This window comes from Gimesia fumaroli, assembly GCF_007754425.1.
GTDB lineage: Bacteria > Planctomycetota > Planctomycetia > Planctomycetales > Planctomycetaceae > Gimesia > Gimesia fumaroli.
Genome location: NZ_CP037452.1, coordinates 452,382 through 471,517, shown reverse-complemented (window position 1 = coordinate 471,517; position 19,136 = coordinate 452,382). Strand labels below are relative to the sequence as shown.

Here is a 19,136-nt window from a genome sequence, read left to right as displayed (position 1 = left end):
CAAGTGGAGAAATTCTTGTGTATCAGCAAAATTATTTCAGGAAGTTTCATCAGAAATATTTGATTCTTCTAATTCAAGGGGGGCGATAATACGTGCGATTGTCCCTTGACCATTCGAAGATTCCAGCCAAAACTTTCCTTGAATGAGTGATAAGCGAAATTCAATATTACTGAGACCGATTCCGCTGACGTCTGAGATCTGGGGTTCGAACTGCTGGGGATCAAATCCGATTCCTTTATCAGAGACGATGATTTCAATTTCCTGGTTCGAAAGAAGACACATACGGACCTGTGCCTCAGTTATTTGAGAATGCTTGACGATATTAAATAACAACTCGCGGATACATTCATATAAAACGATGTCTATCAACTCAGTTCGAGGATTGGCTCGGCGATCAAGATCCAACGTGGCGGTTAAGTTATACCGTTCTTTCATACGATGGGACAACCACTCCAATGCTGTCGCCAGTCCTTCCTCGTGCAGTACTACGGGATTTAACTCCGCCGTTAATGACCGTGTAAGTTCGATGCCTTGATTCAGCAGTTCACCCGCGCGTTCCAGAGTCTGTTTGATGGCTTCTACGGGAGTATCATTCTTTGCGATCTCCAGGTGGATGCGAACGCCGACCAGCAACTGTTGCAGCTGATCGTGCAGAAGATTCGCCAGTTGACGACGTTCCTGTTGTCCTGCGATTGCAATGGCTCTGGTCAATTCTTTCTGTTTTTGTTCTGGCCGTTTGCGTTCGCTAATATCGACTATAATACCAGCAAAGATACCGAATTGAGGCAGATCGGTAACTGAGAGTTCAATCGGGAAGATTGTTCCATCGCGTCGGCAGCCTTTCAGTTCACGCCTGGCTCCCACGATATCTGATATACCCGTTTCCAGATAGTCGGAGAGGTACTGATCGTACTGTTTCCGAGTGGGAAGGCGAGTGAGTAAACTGACATTTTTATTGATAATTTCACTCGCAGAATAGCCAAACATTTTCTCAGCCGCCGGATTAAAAGTTCTAATCAGTCCTCTGCGGTTGATTGTCACTACTCCCTCGATGGCTGCTTCCATGATGGCTTTGAGTTTTGCCTGTACGTGACGTAATTCATTGGAGATGGTCTGATTTTGAAGAATCCGTTTTAAGGATGATCGAAATAAATCTGGATCAATGGGTTTCACAAAATAATCGGCAATCCCATTACGAAATGCAATGATCATATTCTCAATTCTGGGTTGCGACGTGATCACCAATAACTCTGCATTGGGGGCCAGTTGTTGTAGCTTGGGGAGGAACTCATCAGTTCTTCCATCGGGCAGTTCGTGTTCGAGAATGATTAGAAAATAGTCGGACCAGTTATCTCGATCCATCATCTGAGCAATCGTTTCCGCGGAATCAATACGATAATTATCACTCGAGAGGATCTGTATAATCTGTGCACGTGATTCTGAGTCTGCTTCTATCAGTAAAATGGGCAAGCCCTGTACATCGCGCATGACGCTCATCTCATTTCTGAAAGTGGTTCCCGAACGGCATTTTGCCCCCCACAAAGTACTCTTCAACATAACCATTGGCTATGTTGAAGTAAATGCCGAAGAGACTCTCGATTGACCAGATAATACTTAGTGCATTGTCAAGCTTGAAATTGAGAGTTGACGATGTGGTTTACGTGCTCCGTTGTCGCACTGTGTTGAAATTGATCATCCTCAGATTCAAAAAGACACTTCACTAGAAGCTGTCTCATAACGTCAAAAAAAGTGAACTGTTTGGCGTGATGTTTGCATGTAATGTTCTCCTGAAAGGAGAATTTCTCATGTATATGACGCTGGTCTGGTGGCCCAAACGAAAACGGGTTTCCACAAAAACAGCGTCCAGGACGGAACGCCCGGTCGTTTTGACCGATAAACAATGGTCTTTAGTCGCAAATTTGTTTCCCTGGACTCCCCCTTCCCAAAAAGGAGGACGTCCCAAGGCCCACCCGCGAGATTGCTTGGAAGGCATTCTCTGGATTTTGGTGACAGGAGCGCGCTGGAAAGATTTACCAAAAGAGTATCCCTCTAAAGCGACATGCCATCGACGTTTCCAGCAATGGACGATCGAAGGACGGCTCTTGTCTGCCTGGCAAATCATCTTAGAACGAATGGATGATGCCGGCCAAATTGATTTCTCTGAAACCTTTGCTGATGGCACGTTTGCCTCGGCAAAAAAGGGGGGAGAAGAGTTGGCCCGACTCGTCGTGGCAAAGGCACTAAAATCATGATCTTCGTCGATCGTCACGGGACACCTGTGGCGATCGACACAGAATCGGCCAGCCGTAGCGAAGTCAAGTTGATCGAGCCGCTTCTTGCAAAAAACACATTGCAAAATCGACAACCCGAGCGACTGGTTTATGACAAAGCCGCCGATTCGGACCCGTTGCGCAAACGGCTGATGGAAAATAAGATCGATCTGATCTGCCCGCATCGAAAATCGAGAGTCAAACCGCCGACGCAAGACGGTCGAAAGCTCCCACGCTTCAAACGACGTTGGATTGTGGAACGCAGTATTGCCTGGCTCCACAACTATCGTCGCATTGTCACGCGCTGGGAATATCACGATTACCTCTACGAAAGCTTTGTAATTCTTGGGTGTTTATTTACACTATTAAAAAGGTTTTGAGATGCCCTCTAGGGGATTTCCCCATTAAAGATTGGTCAATTTTCCAGTTTTCGAAAGACTACAGCTTCGGTAATGTGATACTCGATAAAAGATTCATTTGCGAACGTAGCGTGGTGATGTTGCTCGTGAGTAGATAACACAATCTTAGAATTCAATAGCGACCATTTTTGTAGTGATAGTCGGATCACGCCGGAGACACATTGACTGGGAGATCAGTGTGAACGAATTTTGTGACCATGACGGACAGGGATGTTTTTGAGCAGTGGTTTGGTTCAGATGAAAACTCTCTTTCCAGGAAAACAAGATGATGAAAACCAGAGGAAGCGGGCCTCTACCAGAAAAAATTCAGGATAATGCCCGATTTCAGAATAAAGCGTCGTGGGCAGCCGAAGAAGAGGTATTAGATCATACCCTCATCGCCGATTTGTCGAATGAACAAATCCATCAGATGACGCGCGAGGAATTGGTACGAGTGATTCTGGCTGCCAAACTAGATTTTTTGGATCTGGGTGGTCAGCATCGAGTGTCCTGTTTCGATCGCGTCATATTGGAACGACTGGCATATTTAGCTCGTTTTTGTTGTCAGAATCAGATGTCGCGTACATTCAAATCAGGGAAAGAAGGCCATGCTTGTTCTAACACGAAAAAAAATGAATAGATCCAGATTGCTGATGATATTGTATTGACGGTAGTCAGGATACGGGGAGGAAAAGTGAAATTGGGAATAGAATGTCCTCGCAAAATACCGATTCGTCGAAATGAGGTTCCAATAGAAACTTTAGTTGAACCTGAAACTTTGCTGGCACTGCAGTTCGGCAAGCAGGAACAGATAATTCTTTAGGTAGTCTCTTGCAGATGGATTGATTCTGGTTTTATGCCAGAGGTAAGCAGTGTGCAGAATATTAGATTTATCGGAAATTTCCTGAGGTTAGCAGTAGGGTAATCCTGCATCGGCTTTTAGCGGATTCTCTGATTTATACTCAGTCAAGGTTTGTTACGAAGTATCTGAATTTAATGGGAATGCTCTATCAAACTTAAAAGAGACTCGATATGGCTAAGTCGATTAGGAGAGAATGCATAAACGAAGAGTCATTGTTGTTGATTCAACAGCTTGTTGTATCTTGAAGGTTTACACTAGTTTGAAGGAGGAGAATTACAATGACCACTACACCAGCCGTAAGAGGGACAGCCACAAGACCAGAGCAATCATTAGCAAGGTCTGGTCCGTTTGGGGGGCGGGCGCCATTTTGGGTGCTTCGTAATGAGATGGATAATTTAATGAGTCGTTTTTCCGGTGATGGGAGTCTAACTCAAGCTTTTGATGCGTTGCTCGATATGTCGGAAACCGATGATGAAATCGAAGTTCGGATGGATGTTCCTGGTATTCAACCTGAAGAGATTGAAGTCGAAGTCACTGGAAATACTCTGTTGATCACAGGAGAACGGAAAGAAGAGAAAGAAGAAAAGAGTAAAACCTATCATCGGATAGAACGAACGAGCGGTAGTTTTTCTCGATCCATGACACTTCCTTGTGAAGTGGATAGCGATCAAGTTTTGGCTGAATGTGACAAGGGGGTTTTGACGGTTCTCTTACCCAAGTCTAATTTGAGTAAGCCACACAAAATTACTGTGAAACCCAAATTCTAAAGAATATCTGGAAGTCGCTGTATTAAAGGTGGTGTACCATAGAGGTTCGTCTGTGGTACACCCTTTTATCTCTGTTATTGGATGAAAAATAAAAGACTAAGGAGAGCATGGTGGAACTGCAAAAAGAAACGAGAATCGTTTTGGCTCCCAATCCGGATAATCAACTCGTCGCACGGATCAGGCGGGTTCTACGATTATCGGGGTATGCTGCCTTGTCTCAAATTCGAGTTGCAGTAGAACAAAGAGACGTGCGCCTCGAAGGGCAGGTTCCTACCTATTTCTTAAAGCAGGTTGCCCAGACTCAGGTTCTGTCATTAGAAGAAGTCCAGTTCGTGAGTAATAATTTGGTTGTTGAAGACGGTTACAATAACCATTTTTAATTTTGGCTACACTTTTTTAGGTGTGCTACGAAAAAATGTTTCTTAAATTGTCAGACTTTAGGCCTAAAGGTTGAGTAAGTCGGATGCTGGCACGCACCAGATTTCGTCTTCACCCGTAACATTGGGTGTGTGCCAGCATACTTTGAATGATCTGAAGCGAAAAAAGTACATGCAGTAACCAGAGCCATAAATCGATTATTCAACGAAAGAGAGAAACCCTGTGGCAAAGTGATTCTGAATTGATATTTTGGTTGTGACAGGGCTTGCCGAAGTTTTCAACAATGGAAAGTCAGGCAGAGAAGCGTGTTCAGTTTTATTCCAGAACCCATTGGATCGCATGTCGGATCAATGCGGTTGCGTTTTCCAGATTTAGCTTGTGTTTGATATTTTCCCGATATGTTTCCACAGTCTTGGGGCTCAGGTTCAATTTATCAGCGATTTGGCGTGTGGTTTCTCCTTCGCCAATTAGCTCGAAGACCTCCAATTCGCGGTCTGAAAGACTTTCGATAGGCGATTGGTCTGTGTAATTGTCTGATCCGATAGAACGGCAGATCATACGCTCTGTGACAGTGGAACTGAGAAACACTTTCCCTTCCAGAACCCGGTAAATTGCTTTAATCAATTGCTCAGGGGCCTATTGTTTATTGACATATCCCAGAGCGCCCGCACGAATCGATCGCTCGGCAAACAGTGTTTCATCATGCATTGAGACCGTCAGCATTTTAATCTGCTTGAATTGGAATTTAATATCCTTGATCAGTTCCAGGCCACTGCCGTCTTTCAGGGAGATGTCAACAATGATCAGATAGGAGGGTCATTCATGATTTGTTTGATGGCATTGACTTTACTGTCTGCTTCAGAGCAGACTTCCAGATCAGCTTCCCGCTCAATCAGCCGCGAATAGCCTTCCCTGACGATGGGGTGATCATCCACAATCATGACACGCGTCTTATGCTGATTTGAGTGGCTGCTGATTTGAGTGGCTCATTATTATCACCCTTTTGATTTATTTTACTCACATTATGCATTATGATTGTATACGTGCCAGAACATGGCGTCAATCCGTGTGCACAAGCCTGTTTCCACCGCCAAGTTCAAGAGGAGATTGAAGGTTTCGTCAGTAATGCGATTCTTCAAATAGTTGAGACAGACGCCCAATGCCTCGGACACCATCCGCTCGCCGTGTGTGGGATCTTCGGCGAAAAGCTTCCGAAAATGTAAGTACTGGACCTCCCCAAAGTGGGCTTTGAGACTCTTTAACGCCGCACTCAGAGAGTAATTGGATAGTTCTTGTTACATTCATATTCCTTTCCGTTTCGGTTTGAGTCGTAAGTGGAGAAGTTCTTTAATCAGTATTCGCAAGTGTGGTGCTCTTGGAAGCAATTTCTTCTATGAGTTCCTTCCAGGACTTCACTCGCTGGTACGCAAGTCGCGTGTAATATTGTCGAGCCAGAGGCTTTGTCCCAGATCGTGGAGTTTTTGAGTTGCTTTCATCATATTACCTCCGAATTTGGTGGGGACTCAGGAGTTGATTGAAATACGGGTAGTCGATTTGTTATTGTCGTTAATTCCCGCAACCATTGGAAGGTTGGCCCCGACAACATGTCTGTTGTGCAGCGCCATCGCCAATTTCCTTCGGAGTGACCAGGTACGTTCATCCGGGCATCACTCCCTAAATTGAGCAAATCCTGCAGAGGAGTCACCGCGAGCGCCGCCACAGAAGACCACGCCAGATGTAACAATAATGCTGTGACTTCGCTGCCCTCGACATGAGGACGTTGCAGATATTGACATACATTTTGTCGTTGATCACCGGACAGTGTATCGTACCACCCGCGCGTGGTGTTGTTGTCATGGGTACCGGTATACACAACGGTATTCGAAACATAATTGTCAGGCAAGTACGGGTTATCAGGTTCGCCATCAAAGGCGAACTGGAGGACGCGTGTTCCAGGCAGGTGGTACTGATCGCGGAAGATCCCCACGTCTGGCGTGATGATCCCCAGATCCTCCGCAATGAATGGTAGACCGCCGAGGTCTTGCTGGACCGCATGAAAGAACTCACTACCCGGCCCGGGTACCCATTGGCCCGATAAGGCCGTCGAAGCCCCTGCCGCTATGTGCCAGGCGGCGGCAAAACCACGAAAATGGTCCAGTCGAATCAGATCCACATGAGCCAGTAACACACGCACACGGTCGATGCACCATCGGTAACCGGTCTGACGTATCGCATCCCAGTCATAAACGGGGTTGCCCCAGAGTTGACCTTGGTCGCTGAAGTAGTCGGGAGGAACACCGGCAATGAAGCGTGGCCGTAAATATTCATCGAGCAGAAATAGTTCCGGATGAGCCCACACGTCGCTTGAATCGGGAGAAACAAAAAACGGGAGGTCGCCGATCAAACGCCCCCCCCTGGTATGGGCATATTTCTTCAGACAATTAGCTTGACGGAACACGAGGAACTGTGCCAAGCGAACCTGATCGATTTGGTTCGCCAGATCTCGCCGAGCCTGAAACAAGGCGGTCGGATCCCGTCGGACCAGTTCAGTTGGCCACTCGAGGTAACACGCGCCGTGATGCAAGTCTTGCAGTGCCTGGAACAAAGCGTAATCATCCAGCCAATGCTTCTCTTCATTACAGAACTGCTCAAAAGCGAGCTTCAGGTCCCATCCGGCCACGGTGTTGAAGTTGGTCCACACCGTTTCGAGCAACTGGTATTTGAACGAAATGATTGCATCGTAGTCAACGGTAGATTTTGAGAAGGAGTGCCCGGCAACATCGCTTGCCCGCAACAGACCGTCCGCGATCAGGTCATCTGGGCTGATCAGGAGCCAGTTACCGGCGAAAGAAGACAGAGGTTGATACGGTGAATTGCCATGCCCTGTCGGGCCCAGTGGCAAGATCTGCCACCAAGTTTGCCCTGCTTCTTGGAGACGGTCAACCCAGGCCCGCGCCTGCGGCCCCAGATCACCAATACCGTACGGCGAGGGCAGCGATGTGACATGCAGCAGCACGCCAGAAGCGCGGTAATTCGGAGGGAACGGGGACAAACTTGTTGGATAACTGCTATCGCTCATGGTCTTTCTTTCGCCTGCCAGAAACCTAGACTAGAATCGTTCAGGGTGTTGCTTACGATCTGCTGCGTCTCAGCTTGACTGAGGCCGTCCTGCGACACATCCATTTGTTTCTCCAGTTCCATAAAAGGTAGGGAATTCAAATCGTCCTTTACATTGGACTTCGATTCATGAGACTTGGTTAGGTCGACACTTGGTTTCATAGTGGTGTACTCTTTCTGGCTCAACGATACCGCAACGTGCGTGAAATGAGGGATACTTGCTATCATGCTCATGTACCATCTATCACGGCATTGTATTCTCCACGGCGTGCATCCCGGTTGCATTTGGCGCGATGATAGAGAGCGTCCTGTGCCGCCACATTGTTAGTAGAATCACCTCCCCAGATTCCCATTGCCGGTTGCTGAATTGCACGGGCAAACGAAAATGACAGTTCCCAGGGGACTTGCGATTTGAATTTGATGTTCATGGCATTCAAACGCGCCGAAGCCAGTTCGCTGGATTGACCACCGGACAAGAATGCCACTCCCGGAACCGCAGCGGGGACGGCACGTGAGAAACACGCCACCGTGACAGCGGCTACTTCTTCGACCGAGTTCTGCTGAGGGCACGTCAATCCCGGAAGCACCATATTCGGTTTCAGGATGATACCTTCCAGCATCACGCGTTGCCTGTAAAGTTGGTCGAAGACCATTCGCAACGTTTCCTCGGTAACCTCGCAGCAATGTTCAAGGGTATGGTCGCCATCCATAAGTACTTCCGGTTCGACAATGGGGACCAACCCGGCTTCCTGGCTCAACGCGGCATACCGCGCCAACGCTTGCGCGTTGGCCTCAATACAACCCCGGCTGGGGATACTATCGCCAATCGTAATCACCGCGCGCCATTTGGCAAAACGGGCTCCCATCTGGACGTATTCAGCAAGACGACCGCGTAGTCCATCAAGACCTTCAGTGATTTTCTCTCCGGGATGACCGGCCATCGCTTTTGCACCAGTATCGACCTTGATACCAGGAATAATCCCCACATCGGTGAGGGCTTTCACAAAGGAACCACCATCACTCTTCTGCTGGCGGATTGTCTCATCATAGAGAATCGCCCCACTGATGCTCTCACTGAGACCAGGCGTACTCACAATCATCTCCCGGTAGATGTACCGGGTTTCTTCGTTCTGGGGTATTCCCAACTTGGCAAATCGTTTTTTGCAGGTAGGAGTGCTTTCATCTATTGCCAGAAAGCCCTTGTCGTTGGCGACCAGTGTTCTCGCCGTATTTATAAGCTCTTGCGTTTTCATAAGGTGTTACTCCAATTCCAGTTTCGAATCTCCGGCATGTCTTGGCCGTGCTTGTTGATGTACTGCTTGTGCTCAATGAGCTTGTCCTTGAGTTGCTGCTTCAAGAAGATGCCCTTGTCGCCAGTCTGCGGCAGACGATCGATGGTATCCATCACAAGGTGAAAGCGGTCTAGCTCATTCAATACCGTCATATCGAAAGGCGTTGTGATGGTCCCCTCTTCTTTATAGCCACGGACGTGGATGTTGTCGTGGTTCGTGCGGCGGTAGGTCAGCCGATGGATCAGCCACGGATAGGCATGAAAGGCGAAGATCACCGGCTTGTCTGTGGTGAAAAGTTCATCGAAATCCATGTCGCTCAGCCCATGCGGATGCTCTGTGGGCGGCTGCAGCTTCATCAGGTCGACAATATTAACCACCCGGATTTTCAGTTCGGGCAGATGTTCGCGCATCAGGGAGACGGCGGCAAGTGTCTCCAGCGTGGGAACGTCACCACAGCAGGCCATGACCACATCGGGCGAAACGGCCTGATCGTTGCTAGCCCATTGCCAGATGCCGATGCCTTCGGTGCAGTGTTTGACAGCAGCGTCCATCGTCAGCCATTGTGGTGCTTGATACTTGCCCGCGATGACGACATTGACGTAATGGCGACTGCGCAGACAGTGGTCCATCACTGACAGCAAGCAGTTCGCATCCGGCGGAAAGTAAACCCGCACGACCTCGGCCTTCTTGTTTACGACGTGGTCGATGAAGCCGGGATCCTGGTGGGTAAAACCGTTGTGCATTTGCTGCCAGACGTGGGAGGCCAGCAGGTAATTCAGCGACGCGATTTTCTGCCGCCACGGCAACTCCGCCGTGACCTTCAGCCACTTGGCGTGCTGATTAAACATCGAATCGATGATGTGGATGAACGCCTCGTAGCAGTTGAAGAGACCATGTCGTCCAGTGAGCAGGTAGCCCTCGAGCCAGCCCTCGCATTGGTGTTCGCTGAGCATTTCCATCACGCGCCCAGTGGGTGCGAGAAATTCGTCGTTTGGCTCAGTGGCGGCGTCCCATTGGCGTTGGGTTACTTCAAAGAGAGCTTCCAAGCGATTGGAGAGCGTCTCGTCAGGACCGAAGACCCGGAAGTTTCGCTGTTTGCTGTTTAGTTTCACCACATCGCGCACAAAAGGTCCGAGCACATGCGTATCACCAATGCCAAGGACCCCTGGCGTGGGCACATCGGTCGCGTAATCGCGGAAATCCGGCATCTGTAAGTCGCGCAGCAGCAAGCCACCGTTGGCGTGGGGATTTGCGCCCATACGTCGTTCGCCACAGGGAGCCAGTTCCGCCAGTTCCGGTTTCAAGCGGCCCTGCTGATCGAAGAGTTCTTCCGGTCGATAACTCTTCAGCCAGTCTTCCAACAGCTTCAGATGCTCGGGATGAGTAGCAGGGTCGGAGAGAGGCACCTGATGCGCACGGAAGGTGCCTTCAACCTGAAGGCCATCAACTATCTTTGGCCCTGTCCAACCCTTTGGTGATTTGAGAACAATCATCGGCCAACGGGGACGCGCCAAATTGCCGTGGATACGGGTGTCCTGCTGATTTTTTTTGATCTGCTCCACTGCTATGTCAAGCGCTCCAGCCATGGCTTCATGCATCAACTCAGGCTCGTGTCCCTCAACGAAGTAAGGCGTCCAACCATACCCCCAAAGCAACTGTTCTAATTCCTCGTGCTCAATGCGGGCAAGGACACTTGGGTTGGCGATCTTGTAACCGTTCAGATGTAGAATTGGTAGCACCGCACCATCGGTGGCTGGATCGAGAAACTTGTTGGAATGCCATGCCGTGGCCAGAGGTCCGGTTTCCGCCTCACCATCGCCAATAACACAGGCGACGATAAGATCGGGATTATCGAACACCGCGCCGAACGAATGGCTAAGCGAATAGCCCAGTTCCCCGCCCTCGTGGATCGATCCCGGGCACTCCGGTGATGCGTGGCTGGGAATTCCTCCGGGAAACGAAAACTGGAGAAAGAGCTTCTGCAACCCGGCTTCATCCTGGCTGATCTCGGGATAGATTTCGCTATAAGTGCCTTCAAGATAAGTGTTGCCCACGACGGCCGGCCCACCATGTCCGGGACCGGACACGTAAATCATGTTGAGGTCATATTGCTTGATGACCCGGTTCAGATGCACGTAAATGAAATTCTGCCCGGGGGTCGTTCCCCAATGTCCCAGCAGCATGTGTTTTACATCCGCCAGTGTCAGCGGCCGTTTCAATAGTGGATTGTCATATAGATAAATCTGCCCCACTGACAAATAGTTTGCGGCACGCCAGTAGGCATCCATGTTGTGAAGCAATTCTGGAGAAAGCGTCTTTGTCTTCATCGTTCCATTCTCCTTTTTTTAACTAAGACCAAGAACGCGGCAAACCGTCTCACCGATCATCTGCTCTTCATTCGTGCGAATGACTCGCACTGCGACACGGTTTACGTTCGATGAAATCAGCGATACATTTTCCGCGTTGTACGTGTCATCTAATTCGATGCCGAGAAAACCGAGTCCGTCGCAGATCCGCTTTCGGATCAGTGGCGAATTTTCGCCGATTCCCCCAGCAAATACCAATGTGTCCAATCCCCCCAAGGCTGCCGCAAATGCGCCGATCCATTTCTTGACATGGTAGCAAAATAGCGCGACCGCCTCAGCCGCACGCACGTCCTGCGTTTCAAGTTCGAGCAAGTCACGTATGTCGGAACTGGTTTCCGACACGCCGAGCAAACCGGACTTAAAATTGACCATCTCGTTGAATTGCTTTGCATCGAGACTCTCAGTGCGTGCTAGATACCAAGCAAGTCCGGGATCGATGTCACCGGAACGAGTACTCATCGGCACGCCTGCAGTCGGAGTGAAACTCATGCTCGTGTCCACGGGTTTGCCGCGATGCACCGCCGCCAAACTGGCTCCATTGCCGAGGTGAGCAAGGATGACCCGGTCTTGTGCCGCTTTCGATCCGACCAGGCGGGCCAACTCCTCCATGAGAAACGCATATGACAACCCATGAAACCCGTACCGCCGCACTCCCTGTGCTTCATAGCGGCGCGGGATCGGCAATAACCGGGCCACACGTGGCAGATCATGGTGAAAAGCCGTATCGAAACATGCCACTTGAGGCAAGTCGGGAAATCGGCGATGAAACGCCTCGATCAACAAGATCTCCTCCGGAAGATGATTCGGAGCGAATGGACTCAGCCGGTGCAACTCTTCAATCACTTCCGCAGTGATTCGCTGCGGGTTGCTAAACTTCGGCCCGCCATGCACCACACGATGCCCTATCGCGGTCAAAACATCACGTCCGCAGTATTCCTCAATCCAATCCATCAGAGTACCCACCGCCGCTGTGTGATCTGGTGCCGATAATGGCTGCGAAATGGAGTCCGCCTGATTCGAGACTTTCACACGCAGAGCGGCATCCGCTAGTCCAATCCGATCAATTCCTCCCTCCAGAATGCGTTGGAGCGAGTGACCAGGCTCGAACAACGCAAACTTGATACTCGACGAGCCGCCATTGATCGTAAGGATGCGTGCGTTAGATAGTTTCATAGGTGGCTCCTTCGTCATTCTGCAATCCGAACGAAGTTAGTTTTGCGCATGTGGACGTGCAGTCCCTAGCGGCTCATTTTGTAGTTCTTTCAGTTCGTCTTCATTTTAAAATACGAGCCATATCATGCTCATTTTATTATCTCATGAACGTGCTCGCGGCCCAGCAGCCATTTAGTACGATTCAGCATTCGGTACACAGCAACTTTCAGAAAATCGTTGAAGACAAACCAGACTGTTGCATATAGATAGATGTAACCTGTCATCTTCCAGCCCACTGGCTCCATAAAGATTCCGTAACAGGCAATCAAAGTTCCAACAATACGCGTGGACATTGCAGGGATAAACAGTTTCAGTGACGGAAAGGGTCGCTCCCAGAAATGCCGCTCGCCAGTACGGGCTACATAGATTGTGGAATGCCCGGCAATATCGAGCTTGAGGAACAGAATGGCCTGCATAAGTCCCCTTGAAAACTGCATCTCTTCCAGAATGAAGAATAAGAGGAACGAAGAGACAACGCCGGCCAGCCCCAGGACCGAGGCGATTGTCAGAACTTCACGCATGTTCCACCTCACGGGATGTGGTTCGATTTTTGAATTGTCGTAGGCAATCGCCATGATCGGGATGTCGTTTAACAGCGCAAGGATGATGATCATGATTGCCGTCACAGGGTAGAAATTGAACACTGTGATGGCCAACGTCATAAATAGTATCACGCGCAGCGTTTCTGCAATACGGAAGATCGCATAGCTCTTCATTCGGCCGAAAATCTGCCTGGATTCTTCTATTGCATTGATAATGACTGACAAACCAGGAAGTAATAGCACGATATCCGCTGCAGCGCGGGCAGCATCGGTGGCCCCGGAGACTGCGATGCCAGCATCTGCCTTTTTTAGCGCTGGCGCGTCGTTAACTCCGTCACCTGTCATAGCAACTATATGATCGTTCAATTGCAGCCGATCAACGATGTGATATTTGTCTTCGGGAAATACCTGTGCGAAGCCGCCAGTTTCTTCAATTAGCCGAACGATCTCCGATTCATGACGTCGCACGAACCCATTGTGCGGACGGACATCTCGCAACCGTTCTTCCAGTCGATTTACGACTTCCTCGACCACAGCACGCACTTCGTCAGATGTTGCATCGGACTTCAACCGACCATAGAGCGTTTCGGTCACAACATCGGCAATTAACAATAACTCGGTTGGTCTCTCTTCGCTGAGTTCTGTGTGATTACGGATTTCCCCCTGAATTCCAAGAATCTCGACGATTTGACGTGCGATGGCAAGGTTGTCACCGGTAATCATTTTAACATCGAGGCCCAATCGTTTCGCGGTAGCGATCGTTTCAGCAGAATCGTCCCGCGGTGGGTCATAAAACGGCAGCAATCCAACAAAGTGGAATGTGGACTCATCTGGCGAACGGACACCAACACCGAGCGTGCGATACCCGTTATGTGCAAACTGCTCCACTTGCCTGATGACAGTCTCTTCAACTACCGCATCATCGCACAGAGCAAGAACAGCCTGTGGAGCCCCCTTGGTCACAATACGACTGCTATCGTCTCCGAATTTAATCGTGGCTTCTGTCCGCTTTCTGACCGGGTCGAAAGGAGTGAAATCTAATTGTTCACAATCAGACAGACGCTGCTGGATATGAGAATGTTGCACGGCCTGAAAGATTGGCGATTCCAATGGATCATTATTTTCTACTCGGCTGGCGAGTGCCGCATAAAACAGCGCATCATCGCGTGTGAAGTTGTTTAAAAGAGCGGGCTCTTCCAGTTTCATCTGGTTCTTCGTTAATGTCCCGGTTTTGTCACAACAGAGAATGTCGACACCCGCCAGTTCCTCAATAGCCACCAGTCGGCTGACAATCGCCTGGTGTTGCGCCAGCCGCATCGCTCCGACGGCCATTGTCACCGAAAGTACAGCTGGCAATGCCACTGGAATTGATGCAACCATCAGTACGAGTGAAAACCGCAGGATCTCCATTAGTGAGTCGTGTCGGTTCAACCCGACAAAAATGATCAGCACGACCATCACTCCGGCTATCAGAATCAGATAGTTCCCGATGTTGACTACTGCCTTCTGAAGGTGGCTGTGTTCATGTTTCTCAGCCTGAGCGACCAACTCAACCGTATGTCCGAAAAACGTGTTCAAACCGGTTCCGGTAACAACTGCAACCATCTCTCCCATCTTGATGACTGAATTCGCGTAGGCAATATCACCCGTCATTTTGTCGGCCGGTACTGATTCACCAGTCAACGCAGACTGGTCCACCTGGAGATACGCACCATCAATCAGAGTGACGTCCGCCGGTATGACGTTGCCGATCCGTAGTTTGATGACATCGCCGGGAACAAGCTCGCGTGCCGGAATTTCGCTCCAACGCCCGTCTCGTAATACGAGCGCCAAACGAGCAAGCTTCTCTTTGAGCAGCTTCAATGCACTGATCGCTTTTGCTTCCTGCCGGAAGTCAATCACAACATTGACCAACAGCAGGATCATAATAATCCCAAAATCTTCCCACTTGCCAACAGCAGCTGAAAGGATCCCGGCGATCTCGATCATCCATGGAATTGGTCCCCAGAACCGCTTCAGAATGCGACTGAGAAGAGTTTCTTCTTTTTCAGGAATTTCGTTGAATCCGTATTGCTGCTGACGCGATCCAATCTGCTCCGTCATGAGTCCCGTAGATGGATTAACCTGAAGCTTTTCAACCACTTCGTCAGCAGAGAGCTCCTTGAAATCCAATTGGTTTGACATGTCTCATGCTTTTTATAATCCGGGTTCTGAAAGTTGCGAGAGTGCTTTTTCAGCCTCCACTGGTACCGTAAGAGATGAATCCAGCGACTTCAGGGCTTCAACGACAGGCCTCAGTGTCTCACGAAGATTATCGTTTTCGCCAGCTAAATGGTGCAAAACATAACATGCGCCGTCTCTGATCAATCCGGTTTCGTGGATTAATGCTTTCAGCAACGGTGGGACCGCGGTCTCACTCAGCGCAATCAATGCGTCACCCGCCACCCATTTAACTTCAGAGTCTTCAGTCAGCATTTCTATAAGAGCAGGTATCGCCGATGGGGATCGGATTTCACCCAGTGTCTTCGCTGCTTCCCATCGGAGCATTTCGGAAGAGTCGCCCAAGGCAGTGATGAGCGCAGGAACTGCAAATTCCCCAGTATTGGCTAAATGACGGCGTGCAGTTTGTCGCTCCTCGCTGTCTGTACTGCCAAGCAGTTGTATCCATTCAGTAATTTGAGCATTATCGGAACCAGATTGTGATGATGCTTGATTAGCTTCGTCTGTCATATGTTTGTCTCCTGATGTGTGTCCTCTATTTTCATACTCTCCTGCATAGAATGGAGTATATCTTCAACAGCAAAAAAAGTACATCAAGATCTGCAATAAGCCTGCTCAATGATTGAATTCGTCGGTATATATTTTCTGTTGAGAATCAGATGAATTCCTTTTTACGTTTCCCTCCACATTGTAATAAGAACTTAAGAATAATTCCTAAATTAGAACTAGCCTATTTCAAATCTCCACAGATGGACAATCAGCTTGGGTCTTAGTAGGATGATTAGTTCTGATATCATAATTATTAGAAAGAATTGTATGACTCATGAAAACAATCGTACGCGTCATGATCTTCGTTACTCTTGCAGGTGGCATAGCCGGTGGATCTTGGTATTGGAAAGCACGGCAGCAGGACACTAACGACGACACACTCGTGCTGTACGGAAATGTTGATATTCGACAGGTGGAGTTGGCAATCAACGGTAGCGAGCGAGTCGGACGAATTCTTGTGGAAGAGGGTGATTTTGTCGAGCAGAAACAACTCCTGGCGGAATTGGAACTGGAACGATTTGAATTGAAAGTGGCACGAGCGAAAGCTCAGATCGAAATCCAACAACAGGTCGTAGCCCGACTCGAAGCAGGTACGCGACCAGAAGAAATTCGTCAGGCTGAAGCCTCGCTTTTATCAGCTAAGGCCGAATATGATGATGCAGCTGCAACGTTGAAGCGAATTCTGGCATTAAGGGAAAAGAAAGCCGTCTCACTACAGGAAGTCGATGATGCGAAGTCAAAGTGTGACTCAGCAGCGGCGAACGCCCAGCTTCTGCAGGCATCCCTCGATCTGGCAAAGGCCGGGCCTCGCAAAGAAGACATTGCTGAAGCCAAAGCAGTGCTCAAACGGATGGAAATAGAACTTGCACAGGCAAAGCATGATCTTAAAGATGCTTCACTCTATGCACCATCACGTGGAATTATACAAGAACGCATTCTGGAAGTCGGCGATATGGCTTCGCCACAAAAACCTGTCTTCACTTTTGCATTTGTTGATCCAGTGTGGGTGCGAGCATATGTATCTGAGCCGGACTTGGGAAAAATCCACGATGGGATGAAGGCTGTCGTTATCACAGATAGTTTTCCTGGAAAAGAATATGAAGCGTGGGTCGGGTTTATCTCACCAACGGCAGAGTTCACACCCAAGCCTGTCGAAACTGCTGAGCTGCGTACCAAGCTGGTATATCAAGTCCGCGTGTTCGTGAAGAATCCAAAAAGCGAACTCCGGCTTGGAATGCCAGCCACCGTCAAGATAAAACTTATCAGCCAGTCACCAAATTAGCCGAATTTACTTCAAATGGAACTGGATCGCCAGTCGCCAGAAGATGGACAACATAACAGCGAGTAACAACTTGGGAACGCTAGGCAAGAATCTCAGTCAGCAAGTAGTGCTCTTCGATAACGTCAGTAAAAGTTTCCCAGCTTCCCATAGGAATACGCAGGCTCTCAACTCAGTGAGCTTGTCAGTTTCTCGAGGGATGGTGACTGGATTGATTGGTCCTGATGGAGCCGGAAAGACCACTCTCATGCGGATGGCCGCAGGATTGCTCTTTCCGGATACTGGCAAAATCACAGTGCTTGGAATGGAGACCACCCTCGATGCTTTGTCTCTCCAGGCCCACATCGGCTACATGCCGCAGCGGTTTGGTTTGTACGAAGATCTGTCTGTTCAAGAAAATCTCGATTTGTACGCCGACTTGCAAGGCGTACCCGTCAAGTTGCGAGCAGCGCGTTACGACGATTTGATGCATATGACAGGATTATCCCCATTCATGTCGCGGCTGGCGGGGCGCCTTTCCGGAGGCATGAAGCAGAAACTCGGGCTCGCCTGCACGCTGGTGCACCCACCAAATCTGCTGTTATTAGACGAACCAACGGTGGGAGTCGACCCTGTGTCTCGGCGTGAGTTATGGCAAATCGTCCAACGCTTCGTGCAACAGGAGGGCACTACCGTGCTGCTCAGCACGTCTTATCTTGATGAAGCCGAACGCTGCGACAAAGTCATTATTCTCGATGAGGGTCAGTTGTTGGGACACGGCTCACCATCGGAATTCAGTCAGCCTTTGGCCGGACAAACGTTCCAAGCGCGCGTTCCGCATCAGAAAAACCGTGACGTGCAGGAATCGCTCTCGAAGCAACCTGGTGTCATTGATGCCGTAATTCAAGGGGATGCCGTGCGGGTAGTGCTTCGGTCAAATGCAGATTCGTCAACCGATATACTTCTGCCCGATGCACCAAACGCAACGATTAACAGTGTTCCACCCCGTTTCGAAGATGGCTTCATTGCGATGCTCCGTAAACGCCGTGCCGAAGAGATCGAGAATTCCGTTCACTCTGTTTCCAATCTACCTCCGCAATCAACAATAAAATATAGCATGGGCACTGACCATGACATCGAAGTACGAGATGCGCAACGAAGATTTGGTAACTTTTATGCAGTGAAGAGTGTGTCGTTCGATGTAAACCGTGGCGAAGTCTTCGGTCTGCTCGGAGCGAACGGTGCCGGCAAGACAACGATGTTTCGAATGTTGTGCGGTCTGCTCCCAGCCAGTGGCGGAACATTGCAGGTGGCCGGGGTTGATGTTCGCAAGACAGCCGCAGCAGCGCGCGCTCGCATCGGCTATATGTCGCAGAAGTTCTCACTGTACGGAACATTGAGCGTGGCTGACAACCTGAGATTCTTTAGCAGTGCCTACGGACTGACAGGTCAAAAGCGGCGCGAACGCATTAACTGGGCGACCAGTGAATTCGAACTTGGTCCCGTATACAACACAACCAGCGGTCTATTACCACTCGGTTACAAACAACGTTTAGCATTAGCGTGCTCGCTGATGCACGAACCAGACATCCTGTTCCTTGACGAACCGACTTCTGGTGTCGACCCGTTGGCCCGTCGCGAATTCTGGCATCGCATCAATGATCTGGCAAATCAGGGAGTTACCGTGATGGTCACGACGCACTTTATGGAAGAAGCCGAATATTGTGACCGAATGGCTATCATGATTACCGGCGAGATCCTGGCTCTCGGCACTCCTGTTGAAATCAAACGTAGCGTACAAACAGAACAAGCACCGGAGCCAACAATGGAAGATGCGTTCATTCACCTGATTGATTCGCATGAGGAAAAATCATGAGACTCCTGTATACACAGTTAGAGGTGGCC

At 49.4% G+C, this 19,136-nt stretch carries 19 protein-coding genes; 8 read left to right on the top strand and 11 right to left on the bottom strand.

Annotated features, from left to right (window positions below; translation table 11 throughout):
• Window positions 1-36 precede the first annotated feature (36 nt).
• A complete protein-coding gene (locus Enr17x_RS01795) occupies window positions 37-1,488 on the bottom strand; it encodes a PAS domain S-box protein (RefSeq protein WP_198000913.1) in 1,452 nt (483 codons plus the stop codon).
• Between the two features lie 317 nt (window positions 1,489-1,805).
• On the opposite strand from Enr17x_RS01795, the gene Enr17x_RS01790 reads away from it, so the two are divergent.
• The 6 genes from Enr17x_RS01790 to Enr17x_RS01770 all read left to right on the top strand — a co-directional run bounded on the left by Enr17x_RS01790 (window position 1,806) and on the right by Enr17x_RS01770 (window position 4,677).
• A complete protein-coding gene (locus Enr17x_RS01790; RefSeq protein ID WP_198000603.1) occupies window positions 1,806-2,252 on the top strand; it encodes a transposase in 447 nt (148 codons plus the stop codon).
• A complete protein-coding gene (locus Enr17x_RS01785; protein ID WP_145305532.1) occupies window positions 2,249-2,650 on the top strand; it encodes a transposase in 402 nt (133 codons plus the stop codon). The genes Enr17x_RS01790 and Enr17x_RS01785 overlap by 4 nt, the downstream gene beginning before the upstream one ends.
• 304 nt (window positions 2,651-2,954) lie before the next feature.
• Window positions 2,955-3,308: a hypothetical protein gene (locus Enr17x_RS29880; RefSeq protein ID WP_232100917.1), complete on the top strand. Its 354-nt coding sequence runs from the start codon at window positions 2,955-2,957 to the stop codon at window positions 3,306-3,308.
• Window positions 3,309-3,491, top strand: coding sequence for a carbon storage regulator (locus tag Enr17x_RS29875; RefSeq protein ID WP_315853070.1), 183 nt, complete (start codon window positions 3,309-3,311; stop codon window positions 3,489-3,491).
• A gap of 317 nt (window positions 3,492-3,808) precedes the next feature.
• Complete coding sequence (locus Enr17x_RS01775) at window positions 3,809-4,297, top strand: Hsp20/alpha crystallin family protein (protein ID WP_145231617.1); 489 nt, start codon at window positions 3,809-3,811, stop codon at window positions 4,295-4,297.
• 107 nt (window positions 4,298-4,404) lie between these two features.
• On the top strand, window positions 4,405-4,677 hold the full coding sequence (locus tag Enr17x_RS01770) for a BON domain-containing protein (RefSeq protein ID WP_145231618.1): 273 nt from the start codon (window positions 4,405-4,407) through the stop codon (window positions 4,675-4,677).
• A 313-nt stretch (window positions 4,678-4,990) separates the two neighbouring features.
• Here the strand turns inward: Enr17x_RS01770 and Enr17x_RS29870 are convergent, their stop codons facing one another.
• The 10 genes from Enr17x_RS29870 to Enr17x_RS01730 form a co-directional block, all read right to left on the bottom strand.
• Window positions 4,991-5,299, bottom strand: a complete 309-nt coding sequence (locus Enr17x_RS29870) for a response regulator transcription factor (protein WP_232100915.1) — start codon at window positions 5,297-5,299, stop codon at window positions 4,991-4,993.
• A 12-nt stretch (window positions 5,300-5,311) separates the two neighbouring features.
• Window positions 5,312-5,425, bottom strand: a complete 114-nt coding sequence (locus Enr17x_RS29865; protein WP_232101114.1) for a response regulator — start codon at window positions 5,423-5,425, stop codon at window positions 5,312-5,314.
• Between the two features lie 53 nt (window positions 5,426-5,478).
• Entirely contained in the window at window positions 5,479-5,616 is a 138-nt protein-coding gene (locus tag Enr17x_RS29860) for a helix-turn-helix domain-containing protein (RefSeq protein WP_232100914.1), read from the bottom strand.
• A 554-nt stretch (window positions 5,617-6,170) separates the two neighbouring features.
• The gene (malQ, locus tag Enr17x_RS01760) at window positions 6,171-7,754 is read right to left on the bottom strand and encodes a 4-alpha-glucanotransferase (RefSeq protein ID WP_145305531.1); all 1,584 of its coding nucleotides are present in this window, start codon (window positions 7,752-7,754) and stop codon (window positions 6,171-6,173) included.
• A complete protein-coding gene (locus tag Enr17x_RS01755; RefSeq protein ID WP_145305530.1) occupies window positions 7,751-7,954 on the bottom strand; it encodes a hypothetical protein in 204 nt (67 codons plus the stop codon). The genes malQ and Enr17x_RS01755 overlap by 4 nt, the downstream gene beginning before the upstream one ends.
• Window positions 7,955-8,022: 68 nt before the next feature.
• A complete protein-coding gene (locus tag Enr17x_RS01750) occupies window positions 8,023-9,045 on the bottom strand; it encodes a class I fructose-bisphosphate aldolase (protein ID WP_145305529.1) in 1,023 nt (340 codons plus the stop codon).
• Window positions 9,042-11,411, bottom strand: coding sequence for a phosphoketolase family protein (locus Enr17x_RS01745; RefSeq protein ID WP_145305528.1), 2,370 nt, complete (start codon window positions 11,409-11,411; stop codon window positions 9,042-9,044). Before Enr17x_RS01745 ends, Enr17x_RS01750 begins: the two co-directional genes overlap by 4 nt.
• A gap of 18 nt (window positions 11,412-11,429) precedes the next feature.
• Entirely contained in the window at window positions 11,430-12,623 is a 1,194-nt protein-coding gene (locus Enr17x_RS01740) for an acetate/propionate family kinase (RefSeq protein ID WP_145305527.1), read from the bottom strand.
• 128 nt (window positions 12,624-12,751) lie between these two features.
• A complete protein-coding gene (locus tag Enr17x_RS01735) occupies window positions 12,752-15,388 on the bottom strand; it encodes a plasma-membrane proton-efflux P-type ATPase (protein ID WP_145305526.1) in 2,637 nt (878 codons plus the stop codon).
• Window positions 15,389-15,400: 12 nt separating this feature from the next.
• Complete coding sequence (locus Enr17x_RS01730; protein ID WP_145305525.1) at window positions 15,401-15,934, bottom strand: HEAT repeat domain-containing protein; 534 nt, start codon at window positions 15,932-15,934, stop codon at window positions 15,401-15,403.
• A 313-nt stretch (window positions 15,935-16,247) separates the two neighbouring features.
• Between Enr17x_RS01730 and Enr17x_RS01725 the strand changes: the two genes are divergently transcribed.
• Together Enr17x_RS01725 and Enr17x_RS01720 are read left to right on the top strand one after the other, a co-directional pair.
• Window positions 16,248-17,255: an efflux RND transporter periplasmic adaptor subunit gene (locus Enr17x_RS01725; RefSeq protein WP_145305524.1), complete on the top strand. Its 1,008-nt coding sequence runs from the start codon at window positions 16,248-16,250 to the stop codon at window positions 17,253-17,255.
• A 43-nt stretch (window positions 17,256-17,298) separates the two neighbouring features.
• The gene (locus Enr17x_RS01720; protein ID WP_145223897.1) at window positions 17,299-19,107 is read left to right on the top strand and encodes an ATP-binding cassette domain-containing protein; all 1,809 of its coding nucleotides are present in this window, start codon (window positions 17,299-17,301) and stop codon (window positions 19,105-19,107) included.
• Window positions 19,108-19,136 lie beyond the last annotated feature (29 nt).